The organism is Micromonospora taraxaci (assembly GCF_007830095.1).
GTDB classification, from domain to species: Bacteria; Actinomycetota; Actinomycetes; order Mycobacteriales; family Micromonosporaceae; genus Micromonospora; species Micromonospora taraxaci.
This window is the reverse complement of sequence record NZ_VIWZ01000001.1, coordinates 4,867,670-4,884,340: the sequence shown is the minus strand read 5'-3', so window position 1 is coordinate 4,884,340 and position 16,671 is coordinate 4,867,670. Positions and strand designations below refer to the sequence as shown.

At 68.3% G+C, this 16,671-nt stretch carries 9 protein-coding genes and 3 rRNA genes; 10 read left to right on the top strand and 2 right to left on the bottom strand.

Annotated features, from left to right (window positions below; all coding sequences use genetic code 11):
• Positions 1-456: 456 nt before the first annotated feature.
• The 3 genes from FHU34_RS22060 to rrf all read left to right on the top strand — a co-directional run bounded on the left by FHU34_RS22060 (position 457) and on the right by rrf (position 5,663).
• Positions 457-1,971: ribosomal RNA gene (locus FHU34_RS22060) — 16S ribosomal RNA — on the top strand.
• A gap of 378 nt (positions 1,972-2,349) precedes the next feature.
• Positions 2,350-5,459: ribosomal RNA gene (locus FHU34_RS22055) — 23S ribosomal RNA — on the top strand.
• 87 nt (positions 5,460-5,546) lie between these two features.
• Positions 5,547-5,663, top strand: a 5S ribosomal RNA gene (gene rrf / locus FHU34_RS22050).
• The 16S, 23S and 5S rRNA genes sit together here, the layout of an rRNA operon.
• Positions 5,664-5,753: 90 nt before the next feature.
• Here the strand turns inward: rrf and FHU34_RS33870 are convergent.
• Positions 5,754-7,454, bottom strand: a complete 1,701-nt coding sequence (locus FHU34_RS33870; protein ID WP_244311793.1) for a hypothetical protein — start codon at positions 7,452-7,454, stop codon at positions 5,754-5,756.
• On the opposite strand from FHU34_RS33870, the gene FHU34_RS22045 reads away from it, so the two are divergent.
• Together FHU34_RS22045 and FHU34_RS22040 are read left to right on the top strand one after the other, a co-directional pair.
• Entirely contained in the window at positions 7,443-8,360 is a 918-nt protein-coding gene (locus tag FHU34_RS22045) for a tetratricopeptide repeat protein (RefSeq protein ID WP_244311792.1), read from the top strand. The two genes, FHU34_RS33870 and FHU34_RS22045, sit on opposite strands and share 12 nt — an antisense overlap.
• Positions 8,357-9,388, top strand: a complete 1,032-nt coding sequence (locus FHU34_RS22040) for an HAD-IIA family hydrolase (RefSeq protein WP_145783551.1) — start codon at positions 8,357-8,359, stop codon at positions 9,386-9,388. Before FHU34_RS22045 ends, FHU34_RS22040 begins: the two co-directional genes overlap by 4 nt.
• 27 nt (positions 9,389-9,415) lie before the next feature.
• Here the strand turns inward: FHU34_RS22040 and FHU34_RS22035 are convergent, their stop codons facing one another.
• The gene (locus tag FHU34_RS22035; protein ID WP_145783549.1) at positions 9,416-9,754 is read right to left on the bottom strand and encodes an SCP2 sterol-binding domain-containing protein; all 339 of its coding nucleotides are present in this window, start codon (positions 9,752-9,754) and stop codon (positions 9,416-9,418) included.
• A gap of 111 nt (positions 9,755-9,865) precedes the next feature.
• Here FHU34_RS22035 and FHU34_RS22030 point away from each other — a divergent pair, with 111 nt between their 5' ends.
• From FHU34_RS22030 to FHU34_RS22010, 5 genes are all read left to right on the top strand, one after another.
• The gene (locus FHU34_RS22030) at positions 9,866-10,525 is read left to right on the top strand and encodes a phasin family protein (RefSeq protein ID WP_145783547.1); all 660 of its coding nucleotides are present in this window, start codon (positions 9,866-9,868) and stop codon (positions 10,523-10,525) included.
• The gene (locus FHU34_RS22025; RefSeq protein ID WP_145783545.1) at positions 10,522-10,830 is read left to right on the top strand and encodes a hypothetical protein; all 309 of its coding nucleotides are present in this window, start codon (positions 10,522-10,524) and stop codon (positions 10,828-10,830) included. Before FHU34_RS22030 ends, FHU34_RS22025 begins: the two co-directional genes overlap by 4 nt.
• 39 nt (positions 10,831-10,869) lie before the next feature.
• Positions 10,870-11,736 (top strand): TlyA family RNA methyltransferase, encoded by an 867-nt coding sequence (locus FHU34_RS22020; protein WP_145783543.1) that lies wholly within the window; start codon positions 10,870-10,872, stop codon positions 11,734-11,736.
• 91 nt (positions 11,737-11,827) lie between these two features.
• A complete protein-coding gene (locus tag FHU34_RS22015; RefSeq protein ID WP_145783541.1) occupies positions 11,828-12,712 on the top strand; it encodes an NAD kinase in 885 nt (294 codons plus the stop codon).
• Positions 12,713-12,909: 197 nt separating this feature from the next.
• On the top strand, positions 12,910-16,629 hold the full coding sequence (locus tag FHU34_RS22010) for a S8 family serine peptidase (protein WP_145783538.1): 3,720 nt from the start codon (positions 12,910-12,912) through the stop codon (positions 16,627-16,629).
• Positions 16,630-16,671: the final 42 nt, after the last annotated feature.

Genomic DNA, 16,671 nt, shown 5'->3' with positions numbered 1-16,671 from the left:
GGATTGGCCGCGAGGCGGATTTGGTGCGGCGAAGCCGACCGGGTAGTGTTTACGACCGGCAGGGCACCGGGCGAGCTCGCGGGAAACCGCAGCGGCCGGCCTGCCAAATCCGTGACGAGAGCGGCGCAAGCCGATCGAGACATGGTGCCCGCATGACTGGACGAAGCATGACGAACTGCGAAACACCGGTTTGACACAGCGGAAACCAGCGGGTAACGTAGTAAAAGTGCCTGGCGCTGAAAGCGCTAGGAACGCAGAGCGGTAAAGCCCCGGTTGGGGTTCCACGGAATGTGGGGCTTCTGGTCGGTGTGTGGTTGTTCTTTGAGAACTCAACAGGGTGCTTGTAAAGCCAGTGCCAATTATGATTTATACCCCGGACTGGTCAGTTTTTGCTGGCTGGTTGGGATTCCTTTGGCAACATTTGTTTGTTGTCAGGATGCTGTTCAACATAGTTTTTTGTTGGAGAGTTTGATCCTGGCTCAGGACGAACGCTGGCGGCGTGCTTAACACATGCAAGTCGAGCGGAAAGGCCCTTCGGGGTACTCGAGCGGCGAACGGGTGAGTAACACGTGAGCAACCTGCCCCAAGCTTTGGGATAACCCTCGGAAACGGGGGCTAATACCGAATATTACTGCTGGCCGCATGGCTGGTGGTGGAAAGTTTTTCGGCTTGGGATGGGCTCGCGGCCTATCAGCTTGTTGGTGGGGTGATGGCCTACCAAGGCGACGACGGGTAGCCGGCCTGAGAGGGCGACCGGCCACACTGGGACTGAGACACGGCCCAGACTCCTACGGGAGGCAGCAGTGGGGAATATTGCACAATGGGCGGAAGCCTGATGCAGCGACGCCGCGTGAGGGATGACGGCCTTCGGGTTGTAAACCTCTTTCAGCAGGGACGAAGCGAGAGTGACGGTACCTGCAGAAGAAGCACCGGCCAACTACGTGCCAGCAGCCGCGGTAAGACGTAGGGTGCGAGCGTTGTCCGGATTTATTGGGCGTAAAGAGCTCGTAGGCGGCTTGTCGCGTCGACCGTGAAAACTTGGGGCTCAACCCCAAGCCTGCGGTCGATACGGGCAGGCTAGAGTTCGGTAGGGGAGACTGGAATTCCTGGTGTAGCGGTGAAATGCGCAGATATCAGGAGGAACACCGGTGGCGAAGGCGGGTCTCTGGGCCGATACTGACGCTGAGGAGCGAAAGCGTGGGGAGCGAACAGGATTAGATACCCTGGTAGTCCACGCTGTAAACGTTGGGCGCTAGGTGTGGGGGGCCTCTCCGGTTCCCTGTGCCGCAGCTAACGCATTAAGCGCCCCGCCTGGGGAGTACGGCCGCAAGGCTAAAACTCAAAGGAATTGACGGGGGCCCGCACAAGCGGCGGAGCATGCGGATTAATTCGATGCAACGCGAAGAACCTTACCTGGGTTTGACATGGCCGCAAAACCTCCAGAGATGGGGGGTCCTTCGGGGGCGGTCACAGGTGGTGCATGGCTGTCGTCAGCTCGTGTCGTGAGATGTTGGGTTAAGTCCCGCAACGAGCGCAACCCTCGTTCGATGTTGCCAGCGCGTTATGGCGGGGACTCATCGAAGACTGCCGGGGTCAACTCGGAGGAAGGTGGGGATGACGTCAAGTCATCATGCCCCTTATGTCCAGGGCTTCACGCATGCTACAATGGCCGGTACAATGGGCTGCGATACCGTGAGGTGGAGCGAATCCCAAAAAGCCGGTCTCAGTTCGGATCGGGGTCTGCAACTCGACCCCGTGAAGTCGGAGTCGCTAGTAATCGCAGATCAGCAACGCTGCGGTGAATACGTTCCCGGGCCTTGTACACACCGCCCGTCACGTCACGAAAGTCGGCAACACCCGAAGCCGGTGGCCCAACCCTTGTGGAGGGAGCCGTCGAAGGTGGGGCTGGCGATTGGGACGAAGTCGTAACAAGGTAGCCGTACCGGAAGGTGCGGCTGGATCACCTCCTTTCTAAGGAGCACCTTCCGACGAAAGTCGGTAAGGAGCCCGCATCACCCGAATGTGGTGGTGGGGTGCTCGAATGGCGGAGACACTGGCAAGTTTTGCCCTGGCAACGGCCGGCGGCGCCTAGTACAGCCACCCGTGGGTGGTGGGAACGGTGGCTTCTGGTGCGGCTGGGGGAGAATGTAAGCACCCTGTTGGGTCCTGAAAGAACAACCGTTGGTTGTTGTTTCAGAGACTTGGCCAGCCTCCTTGTGGGGGCTGGAAGTCTGCCAGGCATGGCCTGGCCTCACATACCGCCAACGAGTGTTGGGTTTGGTGTGGGGCGGATCGGGTTGTGGGTTGGTCGTTTGTTGAGAATTGCACAGTGGACGCGAGCATCTTTGTGGTCAAGTTGTCAAGGGCGAACGGTGAATGCCTTGGCACCAGGAGCCGATGAAGGACGTGGGAGGCCGCGATAGGCCTGGGGGAGCTGTCAACCAAGCTGTGATCCCAGGGTGTCCGAATGGGGAAACCTGGCACCAGTCATGTGGTGTCACCCACACCTGAACACATAGGGTGTGTGGAGGGAACGCGGGGAAGTGAAACATCTCAGTACCCGTAGGAAGAGAAAACAATTTAGTGATTCCGTGAGTAGTGGCGAGCGAAAGCGGATCGAGGCTAAACCGGCTGCGTGTGATACCTGTCAGGGGTTGCGTGGTCGGGGTTGTGGGACCCCGCTGAGTGTACTGACATGCGCTCGAGGAGTTACAAAGTTAGTGGCTAGTCGAACAGTCTGGAATGGCTGACCGTAGACGGTGAAAGTCCGGTAGGTGAAAGTTGCTGACCTTCTGTGGGTGTTCCCGAGTAGCGGCGGACCCCTGAAATCTGCCGTGAATCTGCCAGGACCACCTGGTAAGCCTAAATACTTCCTGGTGACCGATAGCGGACAAGTACCGTGAGGGAATGGTGAAAAGTACCCCGGGAGGGGAGTGAAATAGTACCTGAAACCGTTCGCCTACAATCCGTCGGAGCCTTGCGGGGTGACGGCGTGCCTTTTGAAGAATGAGCCTGCGAGTTAGTGGCATGTGGCGAGGTTAACCCGTGTGGGGGAGCCGTAGCGAAAGCGAGTCTGAATAGGGCGATTCAGTCGCGTGTCCTAGACCCGAAGCGGAGTGATCTAGCCATGGGCAGGCTGAAGCGCGGGTAAGACCGCGTGGAGGGCCGAACCCACCAATGTTGAAAAATTGGGGGATGACCTGTGGTTAGGGGTGAAAGGCCAATCAAACTCCGTGATAGCTGGTTCTCCCCGAAATGCATTTAGGTGCAGCGTCGCGTGTTTCTTGCCGGAGGTAGAGCACTGGATGGTCTAGGGGGCCCACAAGCTTACCGAAATCAGCCAAACTCCGAATGCCGGTAAGTGAGAGCGCGGCAGTGAGACTGCGGGGGATAAGCTTCGTAGTCGAGAGGGAAACAGCCCAGATCACCAGCTAAGGCCCCTAAGCGTGTGCTAAGTGGAAAAGGATGTGGGGTCGCATAGACAACCAGGAGGTTGGCTTAGAAGCAGCCACCCTTTAAAGAGTGCGTAATAGCTCACTGGTCAAGTGGTTCCGCGCCGACAATGTAGCGGGGCTCAAGCACACCGCCGAAGCTGTGGCATTCACATTTTATCCTCGCTTGGACGTGATTCCTTGTGCAGGTGTGTGGATGGGTAGGGGAGCGTCGTGCCGCGAGTGAAGCAGCGGGGTGACCCAGTTGTGGACGCGGCACGAGTGAGAATGCAGGCATGAGTAGCGAAAGAAGGGTGAGAAACCCTTCCGCCGGATGACCAAGGGTTCCAGGGCCAGGCTAATCCGCCCTGGGTGAGTCGGGACCTAAGGCGAGGCCGAGAGGCGTAGTCGATGGACAACGGGTTGATATTCCCGTACCCGCGAAAGAGCGTCCCTGATGAACCTCGTTGTGCTAACCACCCAAACTGACGGAGACCTTCGGGTTGATGTTGGGGAGCGTGGGAACCTGACGGGTAGTAGTCAAGCGATGGGGTGACGCAGGAAGGTAGCTGAGCCCGGCCGGTGGTTGTGCCGGGGTAAGCGTGTAGGCCGTGGTGTAGGCAAATCCGCACCACATGAAGGCTGAGACGTGATGCCGAGCCGATTCAGGTGAAGTCAGTGATCCTATGCTGCCGAGAAAAGCCTCTAGCGAGTTCTTAGCGGCCCGTACCCCAAACCGACACAGGTGGTCAGGTAGAGAATACCGAGGCGATCGGGCGAACTGTGGTTAAGGAACTCGGCAAATTGCCCCCGTAACTTAGGGAGAAGGGGGGCCGGAGACGTGAAGCCCCGCGCGGGTGGAGCGTTGTATGGCCGCAGAGAGCAGGGGGAAGCGACTGTTTACTAAAAACACAGGTCCATGCGAAGAAGTAATTCGATGTATATGGACTGACGCCTGCCCGGTGCTGGAACGTTAAGGGGACCTGTTAGCTCTTCGGGGCGAAGCGGAGAACTTAAGCGCCAGTAAACGGCGGTGGTAACTATAACCATCCTAAGGTAGCGAAATTCCTTGTCGGGTAAGTTCCGACCTGCACGAATGGCGTAACGACTTCCCCACTGTCTCAACCACAGGCCCGGCGAAATTGCAGTACGAGTAAAGATGCTCGTTACGCGCGGCAGGACGGAAAGACCCCGGGACCTTTACTATAGCTTGACATTGGTACTCGAATTAGCTTGTGTAGGATAGGTGGGAGCCGGTGAAGTCCATACGCCAGTATGGGTGGAGGCAATCTTGAAATACCACTCTGGTTGATTTGGGTATCTAACTTCGGACCGTTATCCGGTTCAGGGACAGTGTCTGGTGGGTAGTTTAACTGGGGCGGTTGCCTCCTAAAAGGTAACGGAGGCGCCCAAAGGTTCCCTCAGCCTGGTTGGCAATCAGGTGTTGAGTGCAAGTACACAAGGGAGCTTGACTGTGAGACTGACAGGTCGAGCAGGGACGAAAGTCGGGACTAGTGATCCGGCACTTGCGAGTGGAAGCGGTGTCGCTCAACGGATAAAAGGTACCCCGGGGATAACAGGCTGATCTTCCCCAAGAGTCCATATCGACGGGATGGTTTGGCACCTCGATGTCGGCTCGTCGCATCCTGGGGCTGTAGCAGGTCCCAAGGGTTGGGCTGTTCGCCCATTAAAGCGGTACGCGAGCTGGGTTTAGAACGTCGTGAGACAGTTCGGTCCCTATCCGCCGTGCGCGTAGGATACTTGAGAAGGGCTGTCCCTAGTACGAGAGGACCGGGACGGACGAACCTCTGGTGTGCCAGTTGTCCTGCCAAGGGCACGGCTGGTTAGCTACGTTCGGAAGGGATAACCGCTGAAAGCATCTAAGCGGGAAGCCTGCTTCAAGATGAGGTATCCCACCCACCTTGGTGGGGTAAGGCCCCCAGCTAGACGACTGGGTTGATAGGCCGGAAATGTAAGCCCGGTAACGGGTTCAGTTGACCGGTACTAATAGGCCGAGGACTTGACTACTAAGCTGCTACGCGTCCACTGTGCAACTCTGAACAAGCGAACACCCACGTGGAGACGTGCCGGGGTTGTTTGATATGTTCATAGAGTTACGGCGGTCATGGCGGAGGGGAAACGCCCGGTTACATTCCGAACCCGGAAGCTAAGCCCTCCAGCGCCGATGGTACTGCACTCGTGAGGGTGTGGGAGAGTAGGACGCCGCCGGACAATCTTCCAGTCGAGGGCCGCCCCATCCGGGTCGGCCCTCGACTGCGTAGCGCCATTGGTGGCGCAATCAGGAAGGATGTACCTGTGAGTTCAGGACCGCAGGGCGGAGACCGTCCCCGTCGTTACGAAGACCGTACCGACGGTGCGGGCGGACGCGACCGCGGCCCACGCCGCGACGACCGAGACCGGCCCCCGTACCGGGGCGACCGCGACAGCGGTGGCGGCACCCGCGGCGGATACGCCGGCGGTCGCGACTCTGGTTCCCGTGGTGGCGACCGGGACAGCTCGCGTTCCAGCGCCCCGCGTGAGGGTGGTTACCGCGGTGGCGACCGGGACAGCTCGCGCTCCAGCGCCCCGCGTGAGGGTGGTTACCGCGGTGGCGACCGTCGCGAGGGTGGCTTCGGTGGCGGCGACCGTCGCGAGGGCGGTTTCCGGGGCGGCGACCGTCGCGAGGGCGGTTTCCGTGGCGGTGACCGCGATGGCTCCCGTTCCGGTGCTCCCCGTGAGGGCGGCTTCCGTGGCGGTGACCGCGACGGGTCTCGTTCCGGTGCTCCCCGCGAGGGCGGTTTCCGGGGCGGCGACCGTCGCGAGGGCGGCGGTTTCCGCGGTGGTGACCGTCGTGAAGGCGGCTATCAGGGCGGCGGAGACCGTACGCACTCCGGCCCGTCCCGCGAGGGTGGCTTCCGTGGCGGTGACCGTCGTGAAGGCGGCGGCTTCCGTGGCGGCGACCGTGACGGTGGTTTCCGTGGCGGTGACCGTCGTGAAGGCGGTTCCCGCGAGGGTTCTCGGCCTGGTGCGTCCCGCGAGGGTGGCGGCTTCCGTGGCGGTGACCGCGAGGGCGGTTTCCGTGGGGGCGATCGTCGTGAGGGCGGTGGTTTCCGTGGTGGTGACCGCGAGGGTGGTTTCCGCGGCGGTGACCGCCGTGAGGGCGGCGGCTTCCGAGGCGCTGATCGTCGCGAGGGTGGTGACCGTGACGGTGGTTTCCGTGGCGGTGACCGCCGCGAAGGCGGCTTCCGCGAGGGTTCTCGGCCTGGTGCGTCCCGCGAGGGTGGCGGCTTCCGTGGTGGCGACCGCGAGGGCGGTTTCCGTGGGGGCGATCGTCGTGAGGGCGGTGGTTTCCGTGGTGGTGACCGCGAGGGCGGTTTCCGCGGCGGTGACCGTCGCGAAGGTGGCTTCCGCAGCGGCGACCGCGATGGTTCGCGCTCCGGCGCTCCTCGCGAAGGTGGCTTCCGTGGGGGCGACCGTGATGGTTCGCGCTCCGGCGCCCCTCGCGAGGGTGGTTTCCGTGGGGGCGATCGTCGTGAGGGCGGTGGCTTCCGTGGTGGTGACCGTGAGGGTGGTTTCCGCGGCGGGGATCGTCGTGAGGGCGGTGGTTTCCGCGGTGGTGACCGTGAGGGCGGTTTCCGCGGCGGTGACCGTCGCGAAGGTGGTTTCCGCGGCGGCGATCGTCGTGAGGGCGGTGGCTTCCGTGGTGGTGACCGTGAGGGCGGCTTCCGGGGCAATGACCGCCGCGAGGGTGGCGCTCCCCGTACGGGCGGCTTCCGCGGTGGCGACCGCGACGGCGGCTACCGGGGCGGTGACCGGGCGGGTGCTTCCCGCTCCGACGAGCGGCCGCGCCGCGAGGGCGAGTTCCGCCGCGACGACCGCGCTGGTGGCGCCGAGTCGTTCGAGGGCGGCCGTAACTCTGCCCCGGCTCTGCCGGACGACATCGTCGCGACCGACCTCGACAAGGACGTTCGCGCTGAGCTGCTCTCGCTGAACAAGCCGGTCGCCGAGACGGTGGCTCGGCACCTGGTCGCAACCGGTCAGCTGATCGACGAGGACCCGGCGGAGGCGTTGGCGCACGCGCTGGCCGCGCGCCGGCTCGCGTCGCGCATCTCCGCCGTCCGCGAGGCTGTCGGCCTGGCCGCGTACCACGCGGGGGAGTGGCAGACGGCGATCGCCGAGCTGCGCACGTACCACCGGATGAGCGGGCTGCAGAGCCACCTGGCGGTGCTCGCGGACTGTGAGCGGGCTTTGGGCCGGCCGGAGCGGGCCATCGACCTGTTCCGTGGTGCCGACCGGGAGAAGCTGGACCAGGCCGTGGCGATCGAGCTGTTGATCGTCGCCGCCGGCGCGCGGGGGGACCTCGGGCAGAAGGACGCCGCGGTCGCGATGCTCCAGGTCCCGGACCTCACCAGTGAGGCCACGGTGCCGTGGACGGCCCGGCTGCGGTACGCGTACGCCGACGCGCTGCTCGCCGTGGGCCGGCGCGAGGAGGCCCGCGAGTGGTTCTCCCGCGCTGCCGACGTCGACACCGAGGGTGAGACCGACGCCGCCGAGCGGCTGCTGGAGCTCGACGGTGTCGTCATCGAGGGCGACGAGGAGGACGAGGCCGCGGAGGAGATCGCCGCAGGCCCGGGTGCTCCCGGAGCGGTCCCGGCCCGACCCGACGCCGACCTGACCGGCGACGAAGACGACGACGAAGACGAAGACGAAGACGACGACTTCGACGACGACGAGCAGGACGATGTCGTCGGTCGCTCCGGCGATGACGAGGGCTTCGACGACGAGGACGAGGATCGTCACCCGGACGAGGCCGTGCGCAACGCCGCTGCGGACACCGACTCCGACGGCACGGCGACGTCCGACGACGCGGTCGACGCCGAGCGGACCGTGCCGGCCGGGGACGACGAGTTGGGGCCGACGCAGCGATGAGTGCGGACGTCGGGGAGCGGCTGGTCGACGGGTACACCCTGGTCGTCTTTGACCTGGACGGTGTGATCTACCTGATCGACCGGCCGATTCCCGGCGCCGTCGAGGCAGTGGCCCGGCTGCACGACGAGAACGTGGCGGTGGCGTACGCCACCAACAACGCGTCGCGTCGGTCCAGCGAGGTCGCGGCCCTGCTGACGGGAATGGGTGTGCCGGCGCGACCGGAGGAGGTACTCACCTCCGCCGCGGCGTCGGCCGAGGTGCTGCGCGACCGGCTCCCCGCTGGCGCGCCGGTCCTGGTGGTCGGCGCGGAGGCCCTGCGCGCGGAGTTGCGCGCGGTCGGACTGACCCCGGTCACCAAGGCCGACGAGAATCCGGCCGCTGTGGTGCAGGGGTACGGCCCGCAGGTGGGTTGGGCGGAGCTGGCCGAGGCCTCGGTGGCGGTGCGGGCTGGTGCTCTCTGGATCGCCACCAACACCGACCGTACGCTGCCCAGTGGACGGGGCCCGTTGCCGGGCAACGGTTCGCTGGTGGCCGTGTTGCGCACGGCGCTGGAACGGGACCCCGACGTGGTGGTCGGCAAGCCGGAGTCGGCGCTGTTCGAGACGGCAGCTCGGCGCGGGGGCGCTGGCCGGAGCCTGGTGGTGGGTGACCGGTTGGACACTGACATCGAGGGTGCGCGCCGCGCCGGCCTGGACAGCCTGCTGGTGCTCACCGGTGTCCATGGCGTACCGGATCTGCTGGCCGCGGAGCCGCGTCGGAGGCCCACGTACGTCGCGAGGGACCTGGCGGGGCTCTTCGACCCGGCTGCCGTCGTGCGGGTCCCGGGCCCGGCGGACGCCGGCGGCTGGTCGGTGACCGACCGCGACGGTGCGCTGGAGTTGGCGGGGTCGGGTCGGCCGTTGGACGCGGTGGCGGCGCTCTGTGCGGTGGCCTGGTCGGCATCGGAGCCGGCGCTGCCGAAGATCCGCCCGATCGGCCCGGACGCGGCGCACGCGGTGGAGAGCTTCGGTCTCAGCGCCACCGCCTGACCTCTGGCCGGGTCAGCGCGGCGTTCGTCAGAGCAGTTTGCGCAGCTTCATCAGGTCGAACGGGTTCGCCTTGATCGACACCCGGCGGGAGGTCACCGCCCTGGTGACGTCGAGGTCGCCGCGGACCAGGGCGAGCAGGTCATCGCTGGACGTGCTCAGTGCGATCTTGGCTTTGGGGTCGTCGCCGTCGGTGAGCTCGACCAGCCGCCCGCCGGTGATGCGGCCGTGGAACGCGGTGTCCAGGTCGGTGATCCGGCAGGCCAGCGTCCGGTCCAGATCGATCCGTTCGCGCACCGTCTCCGCGTTGCGGTCCAGCCGGGCGGCCAGCTCCTGCAACGCCTGCCGGCACTCGTCCACGCTGGCCACATGTCCCCCTTGCTGATCGCCACGCCGTCCTCGGCACCGTACCGCACGGCACAGTCCGGGGTGCCCGGTAGCGTGACACCTGCACACCCCGCCCCGTGGAAGGACTCAGGCATGCAGGACGCGTGGCGCGCCTACCTCGAACTGGCCATGGGCCTCACGGAGGCGCCCCGGAAGAAGGCCCAGGACGTGGCACGTCGCCTCGTCGGCTCCGGTGGCGCGACCGCCGCCCAACTCCAGGCGCTCGGCGAGGAACTGGTCACCACCGGCGCAGCCAACCGGGAGGCGCTGACCAAGCTGGTCCGCTTCGAGGTCGACCGTGCTCTCGGGGCGGTCGGCCTGGCAACCGCCGATGAGGTGGCCGAGCTGACCCGGCGCGTGCACGACCTGGAACGGCAGCTGCGCGAGGCGCGCGCCTCCGAGCCGGCGAACACGCCGACCGCCAGCCCGTCGGAGCGACCGGACCCGACCCGCGCCGCGCGGCCGGGAGACCGTCTGGTGCCGTCCGACGGCCCTGCGGGTGCCCCGGTCTCCGCTCATGCGCCCGACAAGCCGGCGGCCGGGCAGTCTGCGGCGGGGCAGGCGGTGGCCGAGCAGTCGGCGGCCGTGCAGCCGGTGGCGAAGAAGGCCGTGGCCAAGAAGGCGGTCGCCAAGAAGGCCATCGCGAAGAAGCCGCCGGCGACGATCAGCCGCACCGACGACGAGGCCCCGACCCCGGCGGCCATGCCCGCCAAGAAGGCGGTCCGTAAGCAGCCACCGGGCGCCACCGAATGAGCCAGCCCCACCCGCCGACCGGCGGGACGTTCCCGCCCCGGCCCGGCCCGCCGGCCGGTGGTGCCCCGCCCCGACCTGGGCCACCCGCCGGCGGCTCGTTCCCGCCCCGGCCGGGTCCTCCGGCCGGTGCCCGCCCCGGTCCGCCGCCGGATCTCGGGGACGAGCCGGCGCGGCACCCGGCGGTGGACGCCGCCGTGCAGGCCATGGCCAACGCCGCGATGCTCGCCCCGGCCGACCAGATCGCGCAGTACGAGGCGGCCTACGAGACGCTGCGGGAAACCCTCGCCACCATCGACCAGACCTGAGCGGCACGACCAGGCCTGAAGCAGACCGGAGAACCACCCATGGCACGTCGTAACCGGTTGGACGCCGAACTCGTCCGGCGCGGTCTGGCCCGCTCCCGGGAGCAGGCCGCCGGGCTGGTGGAGGCCGGCCGGGTCCAGCTGCGCGGGGTGGTCGCGCGCAAGGCCGCCGCGATGGTCGACCCCGCCGATCCGCTGCTGGTGACAGGCGAGGACCCGGCCGAGGAGTACGTCTCCCGAGGCGGGCACAAGCTGGCCGGCGCGCTGGCCGCGTTCGGTGCCGGTGGGCTACGGGTCGCCGGCCGGCGCTGCCTGGACGCCGGCGCCTCGACCGGTGGCTTCACCGACGTGCTGTTGCGCGCCGACGCCGCCGAGGTGGTGGCCGTGGACGTCGGCTACGGGCAGCTCGCCTGGTCGCTGCGCACCGACGAGCGGGTCCGCGTCCTGGAACGCACGAATGTTCGTACCCTCACACCGGACACGATCGGTGGGCCTGTCGACCTCACGGTGGCCGACCTGTCGTTCATCTCGCTGCGGTTGGTGCTGCCGGCGTTGGCCGGCTGCACCCGCGACGACGGTGACCTGGCGTTGATGGTGAAGCCGCAGTTCGAGGTGGGCAAGGAACGGGTCGGCGCCGGTGGTGTGGTCCGTGATCCGGAGCTGCGTGCCGAAGCGGTCCTGGACGTGGCTGCCGCGGCGGCCACGCTCGGCCTCGGTCTGGCCGACGTGGCGGCCAGCCCTCTGCCCGGGCCGAGCGGCAATGTGGAGTTCTTCGTATGGTTGCGCCGGGGCGCACCGCCGGCCGACCCGCAGCGGGTGCGGGCCGTGGTGGCGGCCGGGCCGGACGGCCCGACAGCGGCCGGCGACGTGCCGGACGTGACGGCGGCGGCGGAGGAGGTCGCAGGGTGAACGCGCGCAGCGAGGGCGCCGCGACGACACGCGGTTGGAGTGGGGCGACGGTGGTGCGACGCCACCCGGTCCAGGACGGGCGGGCGAGCCGATGAGCCGGACCGCTCTACTGGTGACCCACACCGGCCGTCGCCGCAGCACGGAGCACGCCCGGTCGGTCGCGGCCGACCTGATCGACGCGGGTTTCGAGGTACGGGTGGTCGCCGACGAGGCCGAGGACCTCGACCTGCCCGGTGTGGTGCCGGTCTCCGGCCAGAAGGCCGCCGAGGGCGCGGAGATCGTCTTCGCGCTCGGCGGGGACGGCACCTTCCTGCGCGCCGCCGAGTTGGCCCGCCCGGCGAAGGCGCCGCTGCTCGGCATCAACCTCGGCAAGGTGGGTTTCCTGGCCGAGGCGGAGATCGACGATCTGGACGTCGCGGTGCGTGACGTCGTCAGTCGCAACTACACGGTCGACGAGCGGCTCACCCTGGACGTCACCGCCGAGTTCGACGGTGGGCCGACCATCGAGTCCTGGGCGCTCAACGAGATCAGCATCGAGAAGGGCGAGCGGGCGCAGATGCTCGAACTGCTCGTCGACGTGGACGGGCGGCCGCTGTCCCGCTACGGCTGCGACGGTGTCGTCTGCGCCACCCCGACGGGCTCCACCGCGTACGCCTTCTCCGGCGGCGGCCCGGTGGTCTGGCCGGAGGTGGAGGCGCTGCTGCTGGTGCCGATCAGCGCGCACGCGTTGTTCAGCCGCCCGCTGGTCACGGCGCCGACGTCCACCTTCGTGATCACCGTCGACCCGTTCACCACCCTGGCCGTGCTCTCCTGCGATGGGCGTCGGGTCTACGACCTGCCGCCGGGCGCCCGGGTGACGGTGCGTCGGGGTGCCCTGCCGGTGCGCATCGTGCGGCTGCGGCCCCGACCGTTCACCGACCGGCTGGTCGCCAAGTTCGGCCTGCCCGTGCACGGCTGGCGCGGCAGCCGCCGGTGACAGCTTGCTGTGCGCGGTCGGCGCGGCAGCCGCCGGTGACCGTGACGCACACCGTCGGTGGACGGTAGTTGTCCACCTGACGACATGTCGCCGCTGCGGCGGCTGGTGACTAGTGACCTGGTGACAGGCTCCGACGCAGACTCCGATCGGCCCTCATCTACGGATGGTGGGCCTGGAGGAGTAGAGGAGCACATCGCATGCACTGGTCCCCACGCTGGCTCGCCGTCGGCGCGGTCGGCGCGTTGGTGGTCGGCCTCGCCGCACCGGCGTCCGCCGACCCGCCCGCCCGGCCCACCGGCCCGACATCGGGCACGCCCACCCCGGGCGCCGCGCCCGTCCGTATCACGCTGATCACCGGTGACCAGGTCGACCTGGCACCGGCGGCGCCTGGTCGGGTCGCCGCCACCGTCCGCCCGGGACCCGGGCGCGAACGGATCTTCTTCCAGACCACGCAGGTCGACGGCACGCTGCGGGTGCTTCCCAGCGACGCTCTGCCCTACGTGACCAGCGGGGTCCTCGACGCCAACCTGTTCGACGTGCAGGAGTTGGCGGCCGACGGCTACGGCGACACCGCGCGGGGCAACCTGCCGCTGATCGTGCGCTACCAGGAGCCGGCCGCCGGCCGGGTGCGACCCCTCGCCGGCGCCACCGATGCCCGCCCCCTCGAGAGCATCAACGGTGCGGCGCTGCGGGTCGGCAAGGGTGACCTCGGCGGCCTGTGGAGTTCGCTCGCCGGTACGCCGACCACCCGGACCACGGCCGCCGCGCCCCGGCTGGGCGGCGGCATCGCCCGGATCTGGCTGGACGGGAAGGTCCGCCCGACGCTGGAGCACAGCGTGCCGCAGATCGGCGCGCCGACGGCCTGGGCGGCCGGCCGGGACGGCAGCGGTGTGAAGGTGGCGGTGCTCGACACCGGCGTCGACGCCACCCACCCCGATCTGGCCGGGCGGATCGCCGAGGCGCAGGACTTCTCCGGCAGCGGTAGCGCCCGCGACGGGCACGGCCACGGCACCCACGTGGCGGCCACCATCGCCGGCAGCGGGGCGGCGTCCGACGGCTTGCGCAAGGGCGTCGCGCCCGGCGCGCAGCTGCTGGTCGGCAAGGTGCTCGACGACGGTGGTTCCGGCTATGACTCGTCCATCATCGCCGGCATGGAGTGGGCCGCCCACTCCGGCGCGAAGGTCGTCAGCATGAGCCTCGGCGGCGACCCGACCGACGGCACCGACCCGATGAGCCAGGCGGTCAACGACCTGACCGCCGAGACCGGCGCGCTGTTCGTGGTCGCTGCCGGCAACTCGGGTGCTGCGCGTACCGTCGGCGCGCCGGGCGCGGCCGCGGCGGCGCTCACCGTCGGCGCGGTGGACCGCGACGACAACCTCGCCGACTTCTCCAGCCGCGGGCCGCGGCTCGGCGACAACGGCCTCAAGCCGGAGATCACCGCGCCGGGCGTCGGCATCATCGCCGCGCGAGCCGCCGGCACCACAATGGGTACGCCGGTGGGCGACGCCTACACGGCCGCGTCCGGCACCTCGATGGCCACCCCGCACGTGGCCGGCGCCGCGGCGATCCTCGCCCAGGAACACCCGGACTGGGCTGCCGGGAAGCTCAAGGACGCCCTCGTCAGCACCACGAAGGCGAACCCGGCGCTGACCGTCTTCGAGCAGGGCGGCGGTCGGGTCGACGTGGCGCGGGCGCTCAAGCAGCAGGTGTACGCGTCGGCCACCGCGGACTTCGGCCGGATCTCCACCGGCGGTGCGGCGGTCGAGCGGACCGTGACGTACACCAACGGCACGAAGACCGCGCAGACCCTGCGGCTGGCCCTGGACCTGCGCAACCTGGACACCGGAGCGGCCGAGCCCGACGGGGTCGCCGTGACCTCCGGCGACGTGACCGTGCCGGCGGGTGGCAGTGTGGCCGTGCCGCTGCGCGCCGACCCGGCGAAGCTGGCCCGGGGCCCGCACGGTGGCTGGCTGGTGGCGACCGGCACGGACAGCGTCGCCGTGCGTACCCCGGTCGGGCTCACCGTCAGCGGTCCGCAGCACCTTGTCACCATCAAGCTGCTGGACCGGCAGGGTCAGCCGGGCCTCTCGCCGGGGTTGACCTTCTTCGGTGAGCAGCCCGAGTCGGACTTCTGGGGCATGTGGGGTGGCGAGGGCACCCTGCAGGTCGAGGAGGGCACGTACGTGCTGACCGCGCTGCTCACGCACGGCGTCCCCCTGGACGAGCAGATGACCCAGATGATCGAGCCGGAGGTGACCGTCGACCGGGACCTGACAGTGGTGCTCGACGCGCGCAAGGGCACGCCGGTACGCATCGAGACGCCGAAGCCCAGCGAGCAGCGGGCCACGCTCAGCTACTACGTGCACCGGGTGTTGGGCAACGGTCGGCAGATCGACCACGGGGTGATGGCCTACAGCACCGTTCAGCAGGTCAACGTCACGCCGACCCGCCAGGTGCGACAGGGCGAGTTCGAGTTCGCCTCGCGTTGGCAGCTCGTCGCTCCCATGGTGGACGCGATGATCAGCGGGGTGTCCGGTCCGTCGGACATCAACCTGTTGGGTACGTCGCCGGCGCCGACCGGTCGGCGGAAGCTGCCGCTGGTCTGGGCCGGCACCGGCACCCCCGCCGAGCTGACCCGGGTGCGGGGTGCCGCCGTGCTGCTCGGCGCGGATCCGAACCGCTCGGAGGAGGAGCAGGTGGCCGCCGCCGCGGCAGCCGGCGCCGCCGCGGTGCTGATCGTCCGTCCGGAGGACCAGAGCGCGTGGACGGTCTGGCGGCCCGCCGGAGAGCGGCTGCCGATCCCGGCGATGGTGGTCGCGTACGACGACGGGCAGCGGCTGATCGCGGCGGCGCGTAAGGGCCGGGCGACGATCGACCTGACGCTGACAGTGGACAGCCCCTACCTGTACGACGTGTGGCAGGTGTCGAAGGGCCGGGTGCCGGAGCGGATCGTGCACACGGTGACCGCGAAGAACACTGCGGAGGTGACCGCGAGCTACGGCGACATGGGTGCCGGTTGGGCCACCGAGGAGCGGTTCGGTTGGCGTCCGTGGCAGGAGTACGCCTGGAACGACGACCAGCGCCTGGTCCGCAACGGCACCACCCGGCAGGAGTTCGTCAGTGCCGGCGACAACTGGTGGCAGCACCGGGTGCTGCACAAGCAGATGTTCATGCAGTGGGGGCACCTGACCGGCGGTCTGACCCAGGAGCCCCGACGGTACGCCGCCGACGACCGGGAGACCGAGACCTGGCACGCGCCGGTGGTCCGCCCGGCCGTGCCGGCCAGCGGGGCGCCGGTGCCCACCCGCACCGGTGACAGCCTGGACCTGCGGGTGCCCGAGTTCGTCGACGCGGGTGGGCACTACGCAGTGGCCGGCAACAGTGAGGAGTCGGACACCGTCGAGGCCCGGGTCAGTCGGGACGGGAAGCAGGTCGCCGACCTGTCCGGCGGGTGGGCGCCGGTGCCCGCCACCCCGGGTCGGGCCCGCTACCGGCTGGACCTGACCACGAAGCGGTCCTCGGCCGAGTGGCGTTACGGCACCCGTACCGACACGGCCTGGGAGTTCACCTCGGCGCGTCCGGCGGGCGGGGCCGCCACGCCGTTGTCGCTGTTGCAGGTGGACTACCAGGTGCCGGCCGACCTTCTCGGCACGGTACGCGGCAACCGCCCGCACCAGGTGGCGCTGACCCTGCGTCAGCCGACCGGTGTGCCCGCGCCGACCGGCACCAGCGTCCGGGTGCGGGTCTCCTTCGACGGGGGAGTCACCTGGCGTGACGCGCACACCAAGGGGTCGGGCACCCGGTACACCGTGACCGTGCCGGCGGGACGCGGAACGGTGTCGTTGCGGGTGCACGCCGCCGACCGGGCCGGGAACACCGTCGACCAGACGGTGCTCCAGGCGTACGGGCTGCGCTGATCGGAGGCCGGGGTGGGGTGGCCACGAGCCGCCCCGCCCCGG

What these genes read in the sequence shown, in the direction of transcription:
- FHU34_RS22040 (WP_145783551.1), top strand. Translation starts at nt 8,357, where the DNA reads ATGAGTGCGGACGTCGGGGAGCGGCTGGTCGACGGGTACACCCTGGTC.
- FHU34_RS22030 (WP_145783547.1), top strand. Translation starts at nt 9,866, where the DNA reads ATGCAGGACGCGTGGCGCGCCTACCTCGAACTGGCCATGGGCCTCACG.
- FHU34_RS22025 (WP_145783545.1), top strand. Translation starts at nt 10,522, where the DNA reads ATGAGCCAGCCCCACCCGCCGACCGGCGGGACGTTCCCGCCCCGGCCC.
- FHU34_RS22020 (WP_145783543.1), top strand. Translation starts at nt 10,870, where the DNA reads ATGGCACGTCGTAACCGGTTGGACGCCGAACTCGTCCGGCGCGGTCTG.
- FHU34_RS22015 (WP_145783541.1), top strand. Translation starts at nt 11,828, where the DNA reads ATGAGCCGGACCGCTCTACTGGTGACCCACACCGGCCGTCGCCGCAGC.
- FHU34_RS22010 (WP_145783538.1), top strand. Translation starts at nt 12,910, where the DNA reads ATGCACTGGTCCCCACGCTGGCTCGCCGTCGGCGCGGTCGGCGCGTTG.